Raw genomic sequence first — 18,723 nt, forward strand, 5'->3', positions numbered from 1 at the left:
AAGATTTAATACGGTTTCGTTTTGGCAGGAGAACCTTCGTTGGCCCCAAGTTCTTGTAATGCCTCTATCAGCAGGCCGTTTTTAAAATCGGTCAGGGTATTTACCCGGAAATAGCGGTTGTTTAGTCCCCGGAAATTGGAGGCATCCCGAATCAGAAGTCCGTATCTTTCAAGGAGGATATGTTTTAGAACCGTTGAATTCCAGTCAGTCTCGACTAAAAAGAAGGAGGTTTCGGAGGGTTGGGGACGGAATCCCGGAATCTTTTGCAGGGCTGTCACGAATGTTTGCTTTCTGCGTAACAGATGTTGTGTATCGGGAAGTAAGTCCTCTCCATGTGTCAAGAGGTATTTTCCGACTTCAATGGCAAGAGCGTTTATACTCCAGGGTTGTTTGAACTTTTTAATCCGGGAGATCAGTTGCTCGTTTCCTAACAGGTAGCCTAACCGGAGTCCCGGAATGGCAAAATTCTTGGTCATGGAGTGGATTACTAATAGATTCGGAAATTGTTCCAGCAGCCCTTCTGCCGGATAAGCAGAAGGGGCGAAATCAATAAAGGATTCATCCACAACAAGTGTCATTCGGGGGTGATGTCGGAGTAAGTTCCGAATCTGGTCAAGTTCCCATACTCGTCCGTCCGGATTATTCGGATTACAGATAAACATGAGTTCCGGTTCGGGACAAATTTTTCCTATTTCTTCCGGAGTACATTCCCGTTCGGAAAAAGGGATAAAAGCGAGTCGATGTTTATATAACGAACAGGCGTCTTCGTATTCTGTAAAAGAGGGGATCGGCAAACAGGTATTGGCTCCCGTAAAAGCATGAGCGATGAGGTAGAAGAGCTCGGTTGCCCCGTTACCTGCAATTACATTCTCGGAGGAGATTCCATAATGCCGGGCGACTATTTCCACAAAAGATCCCGCATCGGGTTCCGGATAATGGAGGATCTTGTCCATTTGTTGCAGGATAACCGATTGCAATAGGTTGATATCTGTTTCGTACCAGACATTCGTGGAAAAGTTCGCTTTTATCTCTCCGGCGGCCTTGTATATATCATCTCCGTGTCCGTGTATCATCGTTCATCTGTTTTTAAAGTGGAATAGATATAGGCTAAGTCTACGGCAGCCCTCACGTGATCGGCCAGTAAATCGTATTGCCTGTTTTTGTAGGCGGCATAATCGAATTCGGATGGAGCCATCGGGGTCAATCCTTCCGCCAACTCATTTAGAACGATACTGTTGTCTAATATACCGTGTAGGTAGGTGCCCCAACATTTATCATTGAGAAGGTATCCGTCTTCTCGCCCGTCGCTCAATCTATTTAAAGGTGATGCCGGAGAATCGTTCAAAAGAGTCGTCCCTCCCATATGAATCTCGTAGCCTTCGCAGGTATTTTCGAGTCCTTTGAATCGAAACCTGCATTGGCGGGTGATCTTTTCCGGCTCCAACACGGTGATTGTCGGAAAAATACTTAATCCGGGAATCGCGTCGATCTCTCCTTCGATATGGAATGGGTCTTCTATTCTGGATCCTAACATTTGATACCCTCCGCATATTCCGATGATTTTCTTCCCCGATTTGTGGGCTTGAAGTATGGCATCGGCAATTCCGTTCGAACGGATATCCTGTAAGTCGGCTATGGTGTTTTTAGAACCCGGCAGGATAATGATATCGGCCTTTTCGATTTCCCGGGTATTGTTCGTGTAATAGGCATGAAATCTGGGATCTTGTTCCAGTATGTTGAAATCCGTAAAGTTGGATAGGCGTTTCAAGAGGATGATCGCCACGTTGATTTTTCCTTTCGTTGCCCGGTCATTTTTATTCTCGAGTGCCACTGAATCTTCATCTTCTATATGGATATCCCGGAAATAGGGAATGACTCCTACCACGGGAATACGGGTCAAATCGCGGATGATTTTTCTTCCTTCATCGAAAAGAGAGACATCTCCCCTGAATTTGTTTATGATAATGCCTTTAATCTGACGCTTTTCCTCTTCGTCGAGTAAGGCGATAGAGCCGTATACCGAAGCGAATACCCCCCCCCGGTCTATGTCGGCCACGAGATAAGTTGCGGCTCCCGTGCGGACAGCCATGCGCATATTGGTAATATCCCTGTTCTTCAGATTCAGTTCGGATATGCTTCCCGCTCCTTCTAACACGATAGGGTTGTATCGCCGGGAGAGGCGTTGGTAAGCCGCGTAGGCCTGATTAAACAGTTCCGCTTTGTTGTTCGCCAGAAAATACTCTTTGGCCGTCATATTACCGATCGGCTTTCCATTTAAGACGACCTGTGAACTTTGTTCGTTCGTCGGTTTTAGCAACACGGGATTCATATCACTCTGCGGTGGAATCATGCAGGCTTCCGCTTGTACGGCTTGAGCACGTCCGATCTCCAATCCGTCCGGAGTGGAATAGGAATTGAGAGACATGTTTTGAGCTTTAAACGGGGCCGGATAATAACCGTCTTGTTTAAAAATGCGGCAAAAAGCGGCATTCACGATACTTTTTCCAGCATCGGAGCAAGTCCCGACGAACATGATGGGTTTTAACCGCATAAATAGAAAATTTTAAATTTCACTTGCCAGCTTAACACGATGCAAATATAGCGCGGTGCAAATTTATTTTGGTAGTTTGTAAGATGAATTTTTCAAATATTGTCGTTTAAGATTTTTTCTTGTATAGAAAAGATTGCCAACGTTCTTCTTCCGTCCCTTGTAAATCCATTTCATAGCGGGCCAGCGTGAAAAAGAGATCCGATAAGCGATTGATAAACCGAAGAATAACCGGAGTGACCTCCTCTTCTTTGTTTAATGTCCATAAGCGTCTTTCGGCTCGTCGGGCGATGGTGCGAGCCATATGACATTGAGCGGAAACGAGTGTTCCTCCTGGGAGAATAAAATGTGAGGAGGGATGTCGGATGGCGGATTGCCATCGGTCTATTTCTTGCTCGCAGCAAATATCTAAATCTTCGGGAAGCGGATTCGGATTTTGGGGACGTAAGGCGGTAGGAGTTGCCACGTGGGACATAACGGTCATGAGGGATTTTTGAATGAAATGGAGCATCTCCTGCCACTCGTGCCTTTCTCCGATTTGGGCCCGGATAAGTCCGATACAAGAGTTCAATTCGTCCAGGGTTCCGTTGGCCTCGATGCGAGGATCGTCCTTGTCGACCCGTTTTCCCCCGTGTATTCCTGTTGTTCCTTTATCTCCTCCTTTGGTGTATATTTTCATGTCTGTAAGTGTCGATGGAATGTTTGTTTATAAAATCTGAAATAAAATGCAGGCCGTATTTTCCATAATTGGTAATTCGGTCATCTCCATGGCTTTTTTTCCTTGCAGGTAAGTGGCGATGGCTCGGTTAAAGGCTCCGTGGCCTACGGCGACGATTCGTTTTCCCTCGTGATATGTCTTTAAATACCGGATGAAAGCGGCAGCCCGGTTGAACAGTTCATCTACCGATTCGACACTATCCGGTAAATCGCTCCAATTTACATCGTCCAATTGTTGTCCCGTGTATACGCCCCAGTCCATTTCCCGGAGCAGGGGGGTCGCTTCAGGCTCCAATTCGTGAAATGAAGCGATTACTTCGGCCGTCTCCCGGCTTCTGGCCAGATCACTGCATACGACGGCATCCACTCTTTCATTTTTTAATTTCTCGGCTAACTTTCTTGCTTGTTCAATACCTAACGGGGAGAGGGTGCCCGGGAGTTGCCCTTGCAAAATATGTTGTTGATTTTCTAACGTTTCCCCATGACGGGTAAGAGTGAGTTCTATCATGGCATCTCTTCTTTGATTCTTTCCCGCGAAGGTAATAAACAAATTCAAGTTTTTGTTACTATCGTCTTTTTACCAATCTGATGATGTATTTTACGGATAAAACAATCCCGCTCACGGAGACAAAGGCACATCCGAGCAAAAGTCCCCACATGACGATTGTCCATAATACGGGACGATCGATTAGAAATTTGAAATCCAACCGGTGTAATCCCCGGAAGGCCCAGCGTTTCCAACGTCCGTTGTTATCATAATGTTGCGGTTGAAAAGATTTCAAATTATAATAATAGCAATCTCCGGATTCATTATCCAACGTTACTTTATAGACAGGTAGAGGTAAAGTTCTGCGACGGGAGATGTAATAGTTATCGTATTCTTCCATTTTGACGATGGTGTAGTGAACCGTATCGGCCGTCAGTTTCTTTACGGCAGCGTAGATCGTCTCTTCGGTGATTTGAAAAGGGCGTATCGAGTCGGCGGATGCATCCAGAATAATTTCTTTTTCCACTGTCCGTAATTTGTAAAGTGGTATATCGTTGTAATTACTCCAGGTAATCTCTTTTACAGGACCATGTGTTTTCGATACTTCGGCAATAGCCTTCCGGTAATCCAGATTATATTTTTCGATGGGAGGAGCAGCCGCGATGGAAGGACGGCTTCTGAACGCGTTACCTGCCTTTTTGTTATTGTTGAATAAATTGGAAAAGGTGGGTGATATGGGCGCCCATGCACTGAATAGCCAAGTACAGATAAAGATACCGAAAAAGAAACCGGTGATGTGATGCCAGCGGAACCACGGCTTTGTATAGGGAGAATGAAGAAAGCCTTTCCGGCGGGCCAGCCAGTAGGCTCGGATTCCGAGAAAGATTCCACTGATGCACATGATAAGGCTGAGTAAGCAACTCCAATACAAAAGAGTATCCCATTTTTGTATATCCTGTCGAATAGAGGTGATGTATAACCAATGGGGAATAGCTCCTATCCAGGCCCAAAAGCGTTGTTCCCGGGAAGAGAACTGTAGGATATTTCCGGTACGGGAAGAGATATAAAGTTGGTAATGTTCCGGTCCGTCAAAATAGAATTTGTAGATAGGCAGGTCTTTTTTCAATTGTCCGAAAGGAATCCATACCTCTAATTTGCGGAGTGTATCGACCTCGGTGATGTTACGATCCGGACACCAGTATTTGGCTCTCTCCTCGCAAAGGGAATAGATGGGAGAAGGGAGGATATAGGTACTGTCGGCGTAGAGATCGGTTACTTCACGCCATCTGCCGTAATGGAAAACCGGTTCGCCGAAGGGATTGTTTAAATTAAAGTTGTTCGAGAGTACATTTTGGGGTAAACGTTGCCGTATCTCGTTGATTGCGGGTAGACGAGAGGTATCCAGGGCTTCCTGGCGAGGAAGTCTTTTGTCCGGTCCTACCCGGGGAAAGGAGTGGTATATCAATACTATACCGGAAATGCACCATAAAAAACACAGTATACAGAGTAAAAGTCCGAGAATCCGGTGTACGTGAATAAAAAATTTAATCATATCTTTTTAGTTTATAGTTTTATAAATATGTTGCTTACTTCACGCCAGGAATTCATCGGAACTCTTATCGAATCGCTCGATAACGATTCAATAACGGCTTGATAGTTAAAATCTTTCATTTTTGATGAAAAACATTTCAGTAACGCTATCCTTAACCCCGAGCATATGCGTTAACTATTGGTTTCGGTAGGTCTCCTGACTCGCCCCGGATAGATACCTTCCCATTCCCTCGTATTCGCTGGAACAGTGGTGTAAGAATTTATCCGTCATATATCTTCTTTTCAGAAGAAGCGGGCATCACAGTAGCGGGTACTGTACCGGATTCTGACCGGTTTCCCTCTTGTGTGTTAGTTAGAATGATAACACAACACCAAAACGCTGCAAATGTACAATTTTTTTTGAAATGATGTTATTTCTGGAAAAATATCATGAAATAAAAAATGGTAATAGTGTTTCTAATAAAGAAATTTGTATTACTTTTGTGCCGTTTTGGTGCGATACCTCTTTTCTTGAGGTGAAACAGAATAGGGAATCCGGTGTGAATCCGGAACTGTACCCGCAGCTGTAAGTTCCTGTAAAAGAATTTTGTACTTCAATGTCACTGGTTGAAACCGGGAAGGCGGCAAAATTCGGAACAAGTCAGAAGACCTGCCAAAGCACGTAAACCATAGCTTTCGGGAACAAAAGCGAGAGGAGAAAGATAAATTTATACTTTTTACTCATGTACCCTTAAACTATGTTAATAATGCTTTATTCATTATTAATATATAGTTTTTATGAAAAAAGTTGTTGTACTAACATTATTGTTACTGGTGTGTGTCGGCTCTCTTTTGGCCGAAGATAAAGACAAAAGGAAAAAAAAGAGTATCACGGATTCGATTTTTAATATTGAAGAAGCGACGGTCTTGGGAAAAAAGAAAAGAATGGAATTAATGGGACTGAATGTACCTCTCAGATTCGTTCCGTTAAATGTATCTCTATTGTCTGCAAAAGTGCTTGAACGGAAAGGAATTACCGAATGGGTGGATGCCGTTCGTTTTCTGCCTGGCGTCCGACTGGGCAACCAGGGCGGTTTGTGGAGACGTTTTTACGTCGGAGGCTCCAATATGCCGGCCGTTTTAATGGTGGACGGTATTCGGGATGACCGGCAGAGTATTAACACGTTTCCTTTGGGGGATCTTGCTTCGGCGGAGTCTATCGAAGTGCTTCGCGGACCTGCAGCCATCCTTGCCGGTTACGGAGCCATGGGAGGTGTTATCAATATTGTGCGTAAGAAAGCCTCTCCCGAATTTTTGGCGAATGCCCGTTTCAGTTATGAGAGGTGGGATGTAAAGAAGGTAAGTTTGGGATTCGGCGGTAAATTGGTCGGACCGGTAGAGTACATGGCTAACTTGCATTACGCTACTTTTGGAGGTTGGCGTCGTATGTCTCCTCAGCGTTTATCCGGAATAGCGACATTGGGAGCTACTTTAGGCAAGAGCAGAGTTGATGTCGCCTTTGGTTTTGAAGACGACCATTATACGGTCGAATTGGGGGCTGCTCCTTATATGCCGGGGGATATGGTGGATATGGCTACCGATAAAGTGGTTATGCGTAAGGGAGATCGTCATCCAACAGCCGATTTCGGGCAGGTTTATAATGATTTTGCCAATGATTCGCATAGCCGGAAAGGGTATAATATAAAACTTGATTATGTTTATACCTTTACGAACGGTTTGAAATTGAAGGAGGTTTTTGCTTTTGATCACAGCTATCACCGGACTTCCGGAGTAGGAAGTCTTTCTTACAAAAGTGCGAAAACTCCCTTTGAAGGAGCGGATTACAAATATTATACGGAGAAGAACGGGGTTCGGGAAGCGACTTATGTGGATATAGATTCTTTGCGCCGTTTCGGGGCGAGCGGTTTTTTCCCGCGTCACGATACTTATAACAACACATTAGAGTTAACCGGCGATGCGGAAATAGCTTCTACAAAACACCATTATGCTATCGGTTGGAATTGGTCGTTATTTGATATGCGACAATATTGCGGTTGGGATAACGGAGATACCTACGGTCCGGGAACCGATGTGATGTTGTCCGTGAAAAATCCGGAACTTGTACAAGGGTACTGGATACAGAATGTATCTTCCATTTACTTGAGAAAATGGTATACAAACGGTATCTATTTCCGTGATGTATTTGAATGGAATGATAAATGGAAATTCATGGCTTCCGGGCGTATGGATTTTTATAAGAGAAGAATGATGGCCAATTTTCCGACGATCGACGGGAAATCGTTCGATTACGATAAAAAAGATATGGGAAAATGGGCGAATTTTCATGCCTCAGCTTTTACCTGGCATGTGGGAGCTGTTTATTTTCCCCGTCCAGAATTATCGATTCATATTGCCCACGGGTCAGCCTTTACTCCGAATACGACGACATATCGTGTAAATAATATCTATTTGGATAAAAACGGAAATTCGATTAATCCGGATAAGGAAGGGGATCAAATTTTCAAACCCGAACGGGATTACTCTTTTGAGACGGGAGTTCGTTATACTTTTAACGAGTGGTTGGATGCAAGCGTAAATTTCTCTTACATCCGTCGTACCAATATGGTTACGAACGTGGGAACCCGTGAGGTGGAAGAAGAGCAAGGGGATGGAACCGTGGAAGTGACTAAGATGACGGTTAATGCGCAGGTAGGTAGAGCCGATATGAAGACACTGGATATGGATGTTACGGCCCGGATTTTACCTACTCTTTCTTTGAGGGGGGCTTTATGTTTGTCGGATTATCGGATACGCTCCATTCGGGAAAGTAGTGCTTTCCCCGAATATAAGCAGACGGGGAAAAACATGCGAACCACAGGAGTACCTCGGACTACTTTCTATGTGTTTGCCGATTATACTGTTCCGACGGGGATATTTAAGGCTTTGTCCTTTCATTTGAGTGGAAACTTCCGGGACAAAATTTTCCGGGATGTAGCTTCCCGATTGTATTATCCCTCTCTTTGGTTGATGGATGGAGGCGTATTTTATACGATAAAGAGTCATATTACGTTAGCATGTAATGTAAATAATATATTTAATAAGGAGTATTTCGAATCATCCAGTCCGGTACAGGGTACTCCGAGAAACTATCAACTTTCTGTGTCTTATAAGTTTTAAATAGGATTTTGGGGTTTTAAGTGAGCTGTTTGACGAAAAAATTATTCAGCTTTTTAGGTATGTATTTTCGAATCTTCTAATTGACATTCGTCAATTGTAATTTAGATGATAGCCATTCCCTCACGACCGTATGGCCGTATACAGGGAATGGCTATTTCGATGCACGGAACATTATTTGTTTGTACAAGTTGTGAATGTTCTCGGATTTAGGTTTCGTAGTATGGTATGAGTGTTTCTGATTATCTTACTGGTACCCATTTGACAGCATCGGCAATTATCAGTTGAAGGTATTCACCGAATATTTTATTCGTAACGGAAGCCCCCCGGTCGTCCAACACGACACGGGATTCTCCAGCCGGTAAAGTGAACGTGCCTAAGGATACCCAGACTTCTTCCGGCGACAGGGTGGAAGTAACCGGTAGCCAGTCTGAAGTTTCTTCTCGGTTTTCTATGATGATTTCCTCTTTTCCCTTGGGGGTGTAGACGGTATAGTAGTTTTTCATCCCCGGGTGGTCGGCTGTACATAGTTTTCCGTCACAAGCGTCAACAATACGGGGTCGGTGGATAAGTATCTCGTATTTCCCTGCTTCCGGGAGGTTTGCTGTCCAGACTGCTTTGAAATTTCCCGTGCCTGATTTTTTGGTGAAAGCACTACGAATATGTTTGCCGTAGAATTCCTGCGATAAAGTAACAATCCAAGCGTTGGCTTTCGAGTTTTCTAAATAAGTGTACTCTTGGGCGTCTTCTTTTTTGACCAGATCGGCTAATCGTTTTCGATTGTTTGCCGAATCGATCAGCTGGAAGCTCTCGTCCTCGTTGTCGACGATGATCTCTCCCGGGGGGGAGAATCGATTCCTCTCGATCAATGTGACTCCTTCTTTCGGTACGGGGCCTGATAAGGGGGATTCATTGTTATTGAATGAAATGTTTTTCGGTAAATTACCCGAGAAATTGGTGGTCAGCAGGAGTTCTTCTTCGATGTCTTCATGAACGACAATTCGTTTGTATTCTCCGGGTTTGATGATGTAATTCCGGCAGTTTTCGATTGGCTGTCCCCCGATACCATACTGACCAAGCTTAATGATCGAGACGATACCGTCCGTTTCGCTGGAATTGTTTACCATAAAGTCGATGACTTGTGTCTTTTCTGTCGTTTTCCGGGACAGATCTTTTATCGTTAACAGGGGAATCCGGCGACTCGTGTACCACTCGTCCATGTAAGCCTTGATGTCCTGCCCGAAACGTTGCTCGAATTCCTCGAAGAACGAGTCGAAGTCAATTTCCCGGAAGCGGGTACGCTCGTTAAATTCCCGCGTGAAGCGGTTTAGGGAGTCCCAGGTAGTGATTGTCGAGAGATAACTTAATAAATGCGAAACTTTTGTAGAAATGACGAGGCGTTGTTCCTCGCTGTATTCTTCGGCCATGATCCCTTTCAATCCTTTTTCCGCAATACGGTTTATCGTTTTGGGATTCATATCTTTCTTGGATACTTTCGGGTTGATTATTTGTTTGAATATGGCGTCTATCCCCTGATATCTGTCGGAGGTGATGCTGCTGGTATAATCCGAGAAAATACGATTTATGCGCATTTGGTCCAGGTAAAAGGGAAGCTGGTAGTCCAGTATATAATTCTGTATGCTCCAATCCTCGCGAGGAGTAAAAGTACCGGGATGTGTATTCTCCCATTCGCACCATCGTTCCTGAAAAAGTGCGATCTCCGGTTGAATGCCATCGCTGAACGGACTTCTGTTGAGAAAGGACGAAGGAACCTCGACCAGCTTGAAATAGTGAAAGGGGTAAGGGGTAGGTTTGCCGTGTTCGATTTTATTTCTGCATTGATAAAATACCTTTTTTAAATTTTTCTCCCGGTCAGGATTGTCTTTTTTCAGGTCCTCCCATTCATCGAAACACTTCAGGTAGAAATCGTTTCCCGGGTAGGTGTAAAACTCGACGGTAAGGGAATCGACCGTGATCGCCCTTTTCTCGTAATTCCCGATACAGAGGGTTAACCCGGTCAGGTTTTGCAAATTGTTGAACGTGACGTTATCGCCCTCTCTCGTCGGTTTGCCTTGAGATAAGACGGTCATCTCGCCCGGGTTTTTGACGCGGAGGGTGTAATCCGTGAAATCGGTCTCCTTGGATGCCTGTAACTCGACCGGAGGAACCGCGGTCGGATACCACATCACTTGCGGTATAAGTAAAGTGTATTTATCCGATACGAAAGCCGTGTGTCTGCCGTAATTTTCGTAATCAAAACGATACCTGACGGTAGAAAAGAATTTATTATCCGGAATGTTAATCTGGTAAATATCCTCGTCGATCGTTCCCCCGTACTCCATCTCTATCTCGATATTTTCCCCGGGAGCCAGGGGACGCTCGATGACGATCACCTGCCGGTCCCTGTGAAAGGGAAGGTTTTGTCCCCCGGATTCGATCTTGTCGATCTTTAATCCCGGGTTTAAGAAGAGCAGAAGCTGTTCCATTGTTGTTTTTTTCCGGTTTTGAATCTTCATCCGGCTTGTTGCCGAGAATTTATCTCCCCCGGGTCGATAGGTGATATCGTGCTCGCTCACGCGTGCCGTGGGGTATTCATTGTATTTCACGAAAGTTTCGCGATGCCCGATCCTGTTTTTCAAACGGCTTTGAAAGTTGGTAACGTATATAACGCCGAGCCCCACGGCAAGTACGAAGCACAAGAAAGCGGGAACCGTTAAATAGCGTTTCCGGCCGGCGACATTGGGATATCTCTTCGTGGCTAAAACGGCGAGGTAGAGCAGGCTTATACCCAATAACAGGATAGCACCTCGCTGGAGCAGGTAATTCTCCATGTGCATGAACCCGACTAAGGTGGAAAAAAAGTTCGGAAGTGAATTTCCACGAAAATCGAATATCCCGTGAAGAGGCGTCGTCAGGTAGGTGTACGCTAAGTAGAGAAAAGCGATCAGGATAAGCCAGCTGACGAAAGGGTGTTTGGCTAACCTGTTTACCAATACGGATAACCCGGTAATAAAAACAAGCGTGGGCAGCACGTGCGTGAAAAGATAGAAAAGATATATTCCTATATTGACGGGGGAATTCGGTACAAATATGTGGATAATCATGGAGATGATCATAAAGATGACATCTATCGTGAGAAACGGAATAAGAATACCCAAAAATTCCCCGAGAAAGGATTGACCGTTACCGATGGGCCGTGCTGAAAGCACTTCCCGGGTTTCGGCTTTTTTCCGTTTCCTATGGATGTCGCAGACGATAAATGTGACGAATATCGGTTGGAAGAGGTTCAAAAAGTAATATCCGTATAGAGGAAAAGAAGACTCGAATATAAATTTACGCCATGGAACGTACGTATTTATAAGGTTATCCAAGAGAGGACTACCTAATATAAATCCCAATGCCCCGAAGACAAAGAGGTAAAATAACCAGTTTCTTTTTACTAACTTGCTCTCGTAAGTTATGGCTGTTTTTAGATTGGGCGTTTCCATAATTGCAGGTTTTATTTTTTGTAATTTATTTTTAGTACGATACAAATATATAAATAAAAAATAGTAGCATGCAATACATAGTACTGTTAAAATTGAAATATTTCCGGGAATAAGAATTAGGAGGACGTGGATTCTGGATATCTATCTCAGGATATATTATTAATATATAATGGTTTATTCTTTAAAATGGAAGATTCGCCGGAAGTGAGATCGGTATAGGATAGTGGTTTATTTTTTTTGCTTTATTATAAATAACAAGGACCGAAAGGCTTTTTACCGTATTACGGATAGGGAAAATATACCGTATAAATAGAATCTAAAAATAGAGATTATCAAAGCATAAAAAAACAACTCTTTCGGTCGATTGGCGTGAGAAATCGGCGATTGTATTGCTGGAAGATTCGATTGATACTTGTGGCTCACAATTGGCTGTGGTTCTATTGAAATGAATGATGCTGATACGGTTGTTTTTTCCGTGAGGAATCAATTGTAAACGGAATTGCTTGTTTTCTTATTTTACAACTTCGTTTTTTTTCTGCGATTTCTTTGTATTTCGTTAAAAAACAGAGAAATTTGCCGTTATGATGAAAAGAAAAATAGTTTTGATAACCGGAGGACAGCGATCCGGCAAAAGTGATTATGCTCAGCGTTTGGCGTTGGAGTTATCGGATTGTCCGGTTTATTTAGCTACTTCCCGGGTATGGGATGAGGAGTTCCGGGAGCGGGTAAGAAGGCATCAACGAGACCGGGGGGCCCAATGGACCAACATAGAGGAAGAGAAATATATATCGAAATGCGATCTGAAGGGGCGCGTAGTGGTTATAGATTGTATTACTTTGTGGAGTACGAATTTCTTTTTCGATAATGATTCCGATATTGAAAAATCGTTGAGGGAAATAAAAGATGAATTCGACCGATTTACGGCACAAGAGGGAATTTTTATTTTTGTAACGAACGAGATCGGTATGGGGGGGATAGCCGTGGATCCGGTACAACGTCGTTTTACCGATTTACAGGGATGGGTGAATCGGTACGTGGCTTCCCGTGCGGATGAGGTCGTGTTGATGGTCTCCGGGATAGAGATGAAAATTAAGAGCTAAGGATAAAATAAATATACAATAAAAATGAGAGCGTTTGTAGTAAAAGAGACGAATAAGGCTATCGTGCCGGTTTTAGAGGATAAAATCAATAATTTGACAAAACCTAAAGGCTCTTTGGGGCGGTTGGAAGAGTTGGCTATCCAATTGGGAACTATCCAACAAACATTATCTCCGAAATTGAATAAGCCGCAGAATATTATTTACGCTGCAGATCATGGGATTGTGAAAGAGGGCGTTAGCTTTTCAGCACCGGAAGTAACCCGACAGATGATTTATAATTTCATCAAAGGCGGTGCAGGCGTAAATATGTTCGCTCGTCAGCATCATTTCGGTCTTAAATTGGTAGATTGTGGCGTAAACGGGGATTTTGGCGTATTGGAGGGTTTGATCGATCGAAAGATCAGGAAAGGAACTTCTAACTTTCGTTACGAGGCGGCAATGAGTGAGGAGGAGTTTGAGCGGGCTATTGAAATCGGCGCAGAGATTGTGGATATGGTTTACGCGGAAGGAACCAATGTGGTGAGTTTTGGAGAGATGGGAATAGCTAATACGTCGCCTTCTTCCGTTTGGATGTCCTATTTCACCGGGATCGATTTAAAACAATGCGTGGGAGCCGGAAGCGGTTTGGCAAGTGACGGTATTAAACATAAATATGAGGTGTTGAAGGCTTCTATGGAAAATTATACCGGGGACGGATCGACAGAAGATATTTTACGTTATTTCGGGGGATTCGAGATGGTCGCTGCTGTCGGGGGGATGTTACGTGCCGCGGAGTTGGGAATGGTTATTATCGTGGATGGATTTATCATGACTAATTGCGTGCTGGCAGCAAGAAAATGTTGTCCGGCAGTAACGGATTATTGTGTATACGGACACCAGGGAGATGAAACGGGACATAAATTGTTATTGGATTTTTTGGAAGCTAAGCCGTTGTTGAATTTAGGATTACGTTTGGGCGAAGGGACCGGAGCTATTTGTGCCTATCCGCTATTGGAATCGGCTGTGCGTATGATTAATGAAATGGCTTCATTTAAACAGGCCGAGGTAACAAAATATTTTTAGATTGAAAGATTCAATGATTATAAGGATTAAGCGATTGGATTTAATCTCTGAATCGCTTAATCTTTCTGACTCCCATCCTGTTAATTTATAATCTGCAATTTACAATACTATGAAAGGTTTATTGGCGGCGATGATGATGTTTACCCGATTGCCGTTGTGGCATTGGGTAAGTGTGGATAAACGTTATTTCGAGGAGGCCATACGGTATTGGCCTGTGATCGGTTTTTTAACCGGTTTTGTTACAGCCGGAACTTTTTGGTTAGCTTCGTTCGTGTTACCGGTGGGGATTGCCTGCGTATTGGCAATCATTGCCCGTGTTCTACTAACCGGAGCTTTACATGAAGATGGTTTGGCGGACTTTTTTGATGGGTTCGGCGGGGGAACGACCAAAGAGAAAATTTTAGCTATTATGAAGGATTCGCATATCGGATGTTACGGAACCATCGGATTGCTTCTCTATTTTCTGCTCTATTATAGTTTGTTGTTTGCCATCGGGGGATCGGGAGTGGAGACCTCCGTGTTATTTGCCATTATTTTGAGTGCGGATTGTTTTTCTAAATTTTGTGCGGCCGGAATGATCAATACGCTTTCCTATGTTCGAAAGGTAGAAGAGAGTAAAGTACATTTATTATACAATAAAGTTAAGCTCTTTCTTTTTGCGGGAGTCGGTTTTCTTGTTTTAATACCCTTTCTTTTTTTGGATGCGTATTTATGGTGTGCAGTCTTCCCTGCTTTAATGATGGCATGCGGGTTGCGTTTTTTTCTGAAACTCAAGATCGGGGGATATACCGGAGATTGTTGCGGGGCTTCGGTATTATTGATCGAGCAAGTATTTTATATAACAATTGTGGCTCTTCTATTTGTTTGTTGACGGCTTTTTCTTTACCCATTTTATGGCGTCGGCGACGATGTATTGGTTGGAACTTCCCCTATCATCGAGGGTGACACTGGTTTTTCCCGTTACGAGGGTAAAAGTGCCCAATGGAACCCAAAATCCAAGACGACGTTCTCGTTTGTTCATAAGGTCTAATTTAACTTCCTGTTTTTTTTCTTGCTCTATCGTGTAATGAAGAATTGCTCCGTTACAGTAATTATTTAAGACAGGTGGTTGTACCGTGTATATTAAAGGAATGTGGGCGAAGATCTCGTACTCTCCCGGTCCGGTGATGTTCGAAAAGATGTTCGGTATGGAGATGGCCAGGACATCGGTTGTCCCGTTCCAGTAATCGTGAAAAAAGCCGGAGGTGCAAAGGTAGAGTAGACCCGTAACTAATATGGTAATCCCTTTATGTCGTGTAAGAAAGGATAGAAAGAGGGTAAGTCCGGAGTAAAAGAGGGTCGCTGGAACGGTCAGAGTAATGAAATAGAAGAGATAGATTCCTATGTTAAAGGGAGAGTCCGTGAGTAGTACATGCACGGTAGAGGTGATACCGATGGACGCTAAATCGAGAATAAACAGGACCTTTATAACGCCTAACGTTTTTCCGAGTAACCACTCGCTATTCCCGGCGGGATGAACCTCGAGGTTTTCGGCTGTCGATCTCTTGTAGAACCCGCTGATCGTAAAGATGACAAATAGGTTCTGAAGAAGGTTGAGAAGCGTGGTGCTGACCCAGGGGATATAGGAGGAAATGGCGATTCTTTGCCAGGATGCGGAGGGAAAATTTCCATGGTAGATCATAACGATATAAGTGATACCGCCTATAACCAAACCCCCAAGGATTTTAAACAAAATACCTCGTCCCTGTATTTTAGCTTCGTGGGTCAGAATCGTGTTGACGTTATATAGGTTCATATCTCAGATTGACTTAACAAAAATAGAAGTTTTACCTTATTTAGCCGCAAATGCCTCTTCTCCTTCTATAAGCAGAAAGAAGAAGAAAAATAATCTTAAAATTAAACTTTTCATATTCGTACGATTTAATGATTAATATATGGAGGGACGAAGTATCGACTGTAATTTATAAAAAATAGATAATAAACAAAATTTTAGACGATTTATTTTAATTCTACATAATGCTATCAATAAATTCTTTTCCTATATTTGCTTTATAAAAAAACGGTGATATGAAAACTATTCTTATAATTTTAAGCTTCCTGATCTGGGGAGGAGAAGAAGGGGCTCCGGTACGATTTTATCATTCGGATAAGGATTATTTTTATACTATTCTATGGGATGATTGCAAGGAACTGAAGAAGACGGAAGATATTCAAAAAATAAAGGATCCTTTGAAACGTTGTGTATTGGAGCGTATCGGATTGATACAGCTTCATGCTCTACATTACCCTTTTATTACGAAAGTTAAATTTAAATCATGATAAGCCGATGAAGTTGACATTGATCCGGCATACCCGGGTAGAAGTTCCTGCCGGGACTTGCTACGGGAATAGCGATGTAGATGTAGCGGAAACATTTCCGGAAGAGGCGGAGAAGGTGAAGGCAGGTTTAGTGGGAACGCGATTCGATGCGGTGTACTCGAGTCCTTTGCAACGATGTACGAAATTGGCTGCTTATTGCGGTTTTCCAGATCCTGTACTGGATGATCGTTTAAAAGAGTTGAATTTCGGACACTGGGAAGGAAAACGATGGGAGGAAATTAAGGATCCCAAGTTACAGGAGTGGTATGACAATTGGTTAAACGTCCAGCCCGTAGGAGGTGAAAGTTTTTTGGATCAATACAATAGGGTTACTGCCTTTTTGGATGAGTTGAGAAAGAAACCTTTTCGGGAGGTTTGTATTTTTGCTCACGGGGGAACGATTCAAGCTGTATTGATTTATGCGGGTGTTTATAATTTCAATCAAGCATTTTCAAATGATATCACGTATGGCAGTCGTACGATCGTGGAGGTCGTTTAGCATCTTTCTTCCTCTTCTTCGGCATGGCGTATGGCTTGTTTGAGTTTTCGGCGTGCGTTCTTTTCGCAAACTAAAGTCAGGCCGATAATGAATAACATGACGGCTACATCGATACACATTCGAGTACTGACTCCATTGAAGTCCATCATTGCTATCCGTACGATTGCAATTAATATGAGGATATAAATGAAAGCCCGTATCCGTTGTAATTTTTTTTGACAATGGAGTATTGCGTTGTTGGGAGATTCGTCCTCTTTTTTCATAAAAAATTCTTTTGCGTCGTTAAATGTACGAATTATTTTTTAATAAGAGATATGAATTTCGATATGAAATTCAGTTGTTGACGCTTAGCCGGAGAGTTACTCCTTTATCGTTTCTTACTTGTACGGTCTGATCTTCCGAGATGGGGTAGACGTAAGAGTAGATACAAGGTACGACCTCTTTCCCTTTTTTGTTGACATAGCCCTCTTTCCCTTTGGCTCGGACTAAAGCATAACCCATGGAATTAAACGGCTCTATATGGGTATAGATACAACGGGTAAGGGGAGCTCCTTTATCGTTTAACAGACCTACCTGATTGTCTTGGTTTAGCACGAGAATGAATTGCCGCTCTTTATCAAACCAGTATATATCTTTGTACACGGAGGGAAGGGCGATGTCTCCGTTTTCGTCCAATAAGCCCAAAGCATCGTCTTTATAAATCCGAAATAGACGGTTGCTCATTTTTCCGATGGCGTCGTAGATACAGGATGTGATTTCGTTCTGCAAACTGTCGATTAATCCGAATTTTCTCTCTTTTTTTATTTTATACACGTTTGGTGTGAAATATTCCAGTTCTTCATACCGGGGAAGAAAGACCTCTTTTCCTTTTTTGTCGATATAACCGTACAAGTTATCCTTGACAACAAGAGCGAGACCTCTCTCTCCAAAATCATCAATTCGGTCGTACGTGGTTTCGCATATTGTATTGCCGTAAGCGTCGATTAATCCGAATTTCCCTTCTGCTTCTACCCGAATGATCTCCCCGTTGTATAATTCTCCGTCGGCATCACAAAAGGTGGCCGATTGGTATTTGCAAGGCGTTACCATCTGTTTTTGGAGATTGATAAAGCCGGACAGACTATCGTTTGTAATGGAGTAAAGATAGGCCCCGAATTTTTGAATATTGTCGTACAGACAAGGGAGGATCTCTTTTCCGTCTCGGGAAATGTATCCGAATCTTCCGTATTGTTTAACAAGAGCTATGCCTGTGGAATCGAAAGCAAAAATCTCGTCGTAATGGAAAGGAATCATTTCTTTTCCGGAAAGGTTAATGTAGCCGTATTTATTTTCTTTTCTGGCTTTGGCAATACCTTCTTCCGGAAAGACATGAAGTTCGTCATAGAGACAATCCACGACATTCTCTCCTTTTTGATTGATAATTCCTTTTTTGGCGTTTAGCGTAACAACTGCCAAGCCGTTTTGGAAACTTTCTGCCTGTTCGTATTTTAACGGGATCGCAATTTTTCCTTTTGTGTTGATAAACCCGTAGGTATTGCCCATCCTGACGACAGCGACACCCTCCTTAAAATCTTTTGCCCCATCGAATTTATAAGCTACGATTTCTTCTCCCGTTTCGTTAATAAACCCCCACTTTCCATTGGCTATCTGGTGGGCGTAACCGATAAAATTGATCTGTTTTTTTTCCTTGCAGGCCAGCAACAAGCCGATCAGGCATAATAGAAGGGTATATTTCATTATGTGTACTATATAGTCTATAT

Annotated in this window: 15 protein-coding genes and 2 riboswitches; of the genes, 6 read left to right on the forward strand and 9 right to left on the reverse strand. The window is 43.2% G+C overall.

The genetic code is table 11. The annotated features are described in order from the left end of the window. Window positions 1-5: 5 nt before the first annotated feature. The 5 genes from BN3283_RS14000 to BN3283_RS14020 form a co-directional block, all read right to left on the reverse strand. The gene (locus BN3283_RS14000; protein ID WP_052634625.1) at window positions 6-1,073 is read right to left on the reverse strand and encodes a pyridoxal phosphate-dependent aminotransferase; all 1,068 of its coding nucleotides are present in this window, start codon (window positions 1,071-1,073) and stop codon (window positions 6-8) included. Beyond that, entirely contained in the window at window positions 1,070-2,551 is a 1,482-nt protein-coding gene (locus BN3283_RS14005; protein WP_059027121.1) for a cobyric acid synthase, read from the reverse strand. The genes BN3283_RS14000 and BN3283_RS14005 overlap by 4 nt, the downstream gene beginning before the upstream one ends. A gap of 106 nt (window positions 2,552-2,657) precedes the next feature. Next, the gene (locus tag BN3283_RS14010) at window positions 2,658-3,227 is read right to left on the reverse strand and encodes a cob(I)yrinic acid a,c-diamide adenosyltransferase (RefSeq protein ID WP_041503542.1); all 570 of its coding nucleotides are present in this window, start codon (window positions 3,225-3,227) and stop codon (window positions 2,658-2,660) included. 27 nt (window positions 3,228-3,254) lie between these two features. Then, on the reverse strand, window positions 3,255-3,821 hold the full coding sequence (locus BN3283_RS14015; RefSeq protein ID WP_350308234.1) for a histidine phosphatase family protein: 567 nt from the start codon (window positions 3,819-3,821) through the stop codon (window positions 3,255-3,257). Window positions 3,822-3,831: 10 nt separating this feature from the next. Then, complete coding sequence (locus BN3283_RS14020; protein WP_059027123.1) at window positions 3,832-5,304, reverse strand: PepSY domain-containing protein; 1,473 nt, start codon at window positions 5,302-5,304, stop codon at window positions 3,832-3,834. Window positions 5,305-5,472: 168 nt separating this feature from the next. Beyond that, window positions 5,473-5,694, reverse strand: a riboswitch (cobalamin riboswitch). A gap of 83 nt (window positions 5,695-5,777) precedes the next feature. After that, a riboswitch (cobalamin riboswitch) is annotated at window positions 5,778-5,974 on the forward strand. 106 nt (window positions 5,975-6,080) lie between these two features. Between BN3283_RS14020 and BN3283_RS14025 the strand changes: the two genes are divergently transcribed. Next, the gene (locus BN3283_RS14025; protein ID WP_070807486.1) at window positions 6,081-8,459 is read left to right on the forward strand and encodes a TonB-dependent receptor; all 2,379 of its coding nucleotides are present in this window, start codon (window positions 6,081-6,083) and stop codon (window positions 8,457-8,459) included. 239 nt (window positions 8,460-8,698) lie between these two features. Here the strand turns inward: BN3283_RS14025 and BN3283_RS14030 are convergent, their stop codons facing one another. Then, entirely contained in the window at window positions 8,699-11,944 is a 3,246-nt protein-coding gene (locus tag BN3283_RS14030; RefSeq protein WP_059027125.1) for a hypothetical protein, read from the reverse strand. A gap of 584 nt (window positions 11,945-12,528) precedes the next feature. Here BN3283_RS14030 and BN3283_RS14035 point away from each other — a divergent pair. From BN3283_RS14035 to BN3283_RS14045, 3 genes are all read left to right on the forward strand, one after another. Beyond that, window positions 12,529-13,044: a bifunctional adenosylcobinamide kinase/adenosylcobinamide-phosphate guanylyltransferase gene (locus BN3283_RS14035; RefSeq protein ID WP_181416493.1), complete on the forward strand. Its 516-nt coding sequence runs from the start codon at window positions 12,529-12,531 to the stop codon at window positions 13,042-13,044. A 24-nt stretch (window positions 13,045-13,068) separates the two neighbouring features. Continuing rightward, window positions 13,069-14,106: a nicotinate-nucleotide--dimethylbenzimidazole phosphoribosyltransferase gene (gene cobT / locus BN3283_RS14040; protein ID WP_059027127.1), complete on the forward strand. Its 1,038-nt coding sequence runs from the start codon at window positions 13,069-13,071 to the stop codon at window positions 14,104-14,106. A 109-nt stretch (window positions 14,107-14,215) separates the two neighbouring features. Further along, window positions 14,216-14,977, forward strand: a complete 762-nt coding sequence (locus BN3283_RS14045; RefSeq protein WP_059027129.1) for an adenosylcobinamide-GDP ribazoletransferase — start codon at window positions 14,216-14,218, stop codon at window positions 14,975-14,977. Here the strand turns inward: BN3283_RS14045 and BN3283_RS14050 are convergent. Then, the gene (locus tag BN3283_RS14050) at window positions 14,963-15,901 is read right to left on the reverse strand and encodes a golvesin C-terminal-like domain-containing protein (RefSeq protein ID WP_059027130.1); all 939 of its coding nucleotides are present in this window, start codon (window positions 15,899-15,901) and stop codon (window positions 14,963-14,965) included. The two genes, BN3283_RS14045 and BN3283_RS14050, sit on opposite strands and share 15 nt — an antisense overlap. A gap of 272 nt (window positions 15,902-16,173) precedes the next feature. On the opposite strand from BN3283_RS14050, the gene BN3283_RS14055 reads away from it, so the two are divergent. Continuing rightward, a complete protein-coding gene (locus tag BN3283_RS14055; RefSeq protein WP_041503550.1) occupies window positions 16,174-16,425 on the forward strand; it encodes a hypothetical protein in 252 nt (83 codons plus the stop codon). 7 nt (window positions 16,426-16,432) lie between these two features. Next, window positions 16,433-16,963 (forward strand): alpha-ribazole phosphatase, encoded by a 531-nt coding sequence (cobC, locus tag BN3283_RS14060; protein WP_041504633.1) that lies wholly within the window; start codon window positions 16,433-16,435, stop codon window positions 16,961-16,963. On the opposite strand, the gene BN3283_RS14065 is transcribed toward cobC, so the two are convergent. Both BN3283_RS14065 and BN3283_RS14070 read right to left on the reverse strand, forming a co-directional pair. Then, the gene (locus BN3283_RS14065; protein ID WP_059027133.1) at window positions 16,960-17,226 is read right to left on the reverse strand and encodes a hypothetical protein; all 267 of its coding nucleotides are present in this window, start codon (window positions 17,224-17,226) and stop codon (window positions 16,960-16,962) included. The genes cobC and BN3283_RS14065 overlap by 4 nt on opposite strands. A 70-nt stretch (window positions 17,227-17,296) precedes the next feature. Next, window positions 17,297-18,700 (reverse strand): WG repeat-containing protein, encoded by a 1,404-nt coding sequence (locus BN3283_RS14070; protein WP_059027135.1) that lies wholly within the window; start codon window positions 18,698-18,700, stop codon window positions 17,297-17,299. Window positions 18,701-18,723 lie beyond the last annotated feature (23 nt).

Source organism: Gabonibacter massiliensis (assembly GCA_001487125.1).
GTDB lineage: Bacteria > Bacteroidota > Bacteroidia > Bacteroidales > Marinifilaceae > Gabonibacter > Gabonibacter massiliensis.

Coding starts and splice junctions, on each gene's coding strand:
- BN3283_RS14000 (WP_052634625.1), bottom strand. CDS start 1,073: ATGATACACGGACACGGAGATGATATATACAAGGCCGCCGGAGAGATA.
- BN3283_RS14005 (WP_059027121.1), bottom strand. CDS start 2,551: ATGCGGTTAAAACCCATCATGTTCGTCGGGACTTGCTCCGATGCTGGA.
- BN3283_RS14010 (WP_041503542.1), bottom strand. CDS start 3,227: ATGAAAATATACACCAAAGGAGGAGATAAAGGAACAACAGGAATACAC.
- BN3283_RS14020 (WP_059027123.1), bottom strand. CDS start 5,304: ATGATTAAATTTTTTATTCACGTACACCGGATTCTCGGACTTTTACTC.
- BN3283_RS14025 (WP_070807486.1), top strand. CDS start 6,081: ATGAAAAAAGTTGTTGTACTAACATTATTGTTACTGGTGTGTGTCGGC.
- BN3283_RS14030 (WP_059027125.1), bottom strand. CDS start 11,944: ATGGAAACGCCCAATCTAAAAACAGCCATAACTTACGAGAGCAAGTTA.
- BN3283_RS14035 (WP_181416493.1), top strand. CDS start 12,529: ATGAAAAGAAAAATAGTTTTGATAACCGGAGGACAGCGATCCGGCAAA.
- cobT (WP_059027127.1), top strand. CDS start 13,069: ATGAGAGCGTTTGTAGTAAAAGAGACGAATAAGGCTATCGTGCCGGTT.
- BN3283_RS14045 (WP_059027129.1), top strand. CDS start 14,216: ATGAAAGGTTTATTGGCGGCGATGATGATGTTTACCCGATTGCCGTTG.
- BN3283_RS14050 (WP_059027130.1), bottom strand. CDS start 15,901: ATGAACCTATATAACGTCAACACGATTCTGACCCACGAAGCTAAAATA.
- BN3283_RS14055 (WP_041503550.1), top strand. CDS start 16,174: ATGAAAACTATTCTTATAATTTTAAGCTTCCTGATCTGGGGAGGAGAA.
- cobC (WP_041504633.1), top strand. CDS start 16,433: ATGAAGTTGACATTGATCCGGCATACCCGGGTAGAAGTTCCTGCCGGG.
- BN3283_RS14065 (WP_059027133.1), bottom strand. CDS start 17,226: ATGAAAAAAGAGGACGAATCTCCCAACAACGCAATACTCCATTGTCAA.
- BN3283_RS14070 (WP_059027135.1), bottom strand. CDS start 18,700: ATGAAATATACCCTTCTATTATGCCTGATCGGCTTGTTGCTGGCCTGC.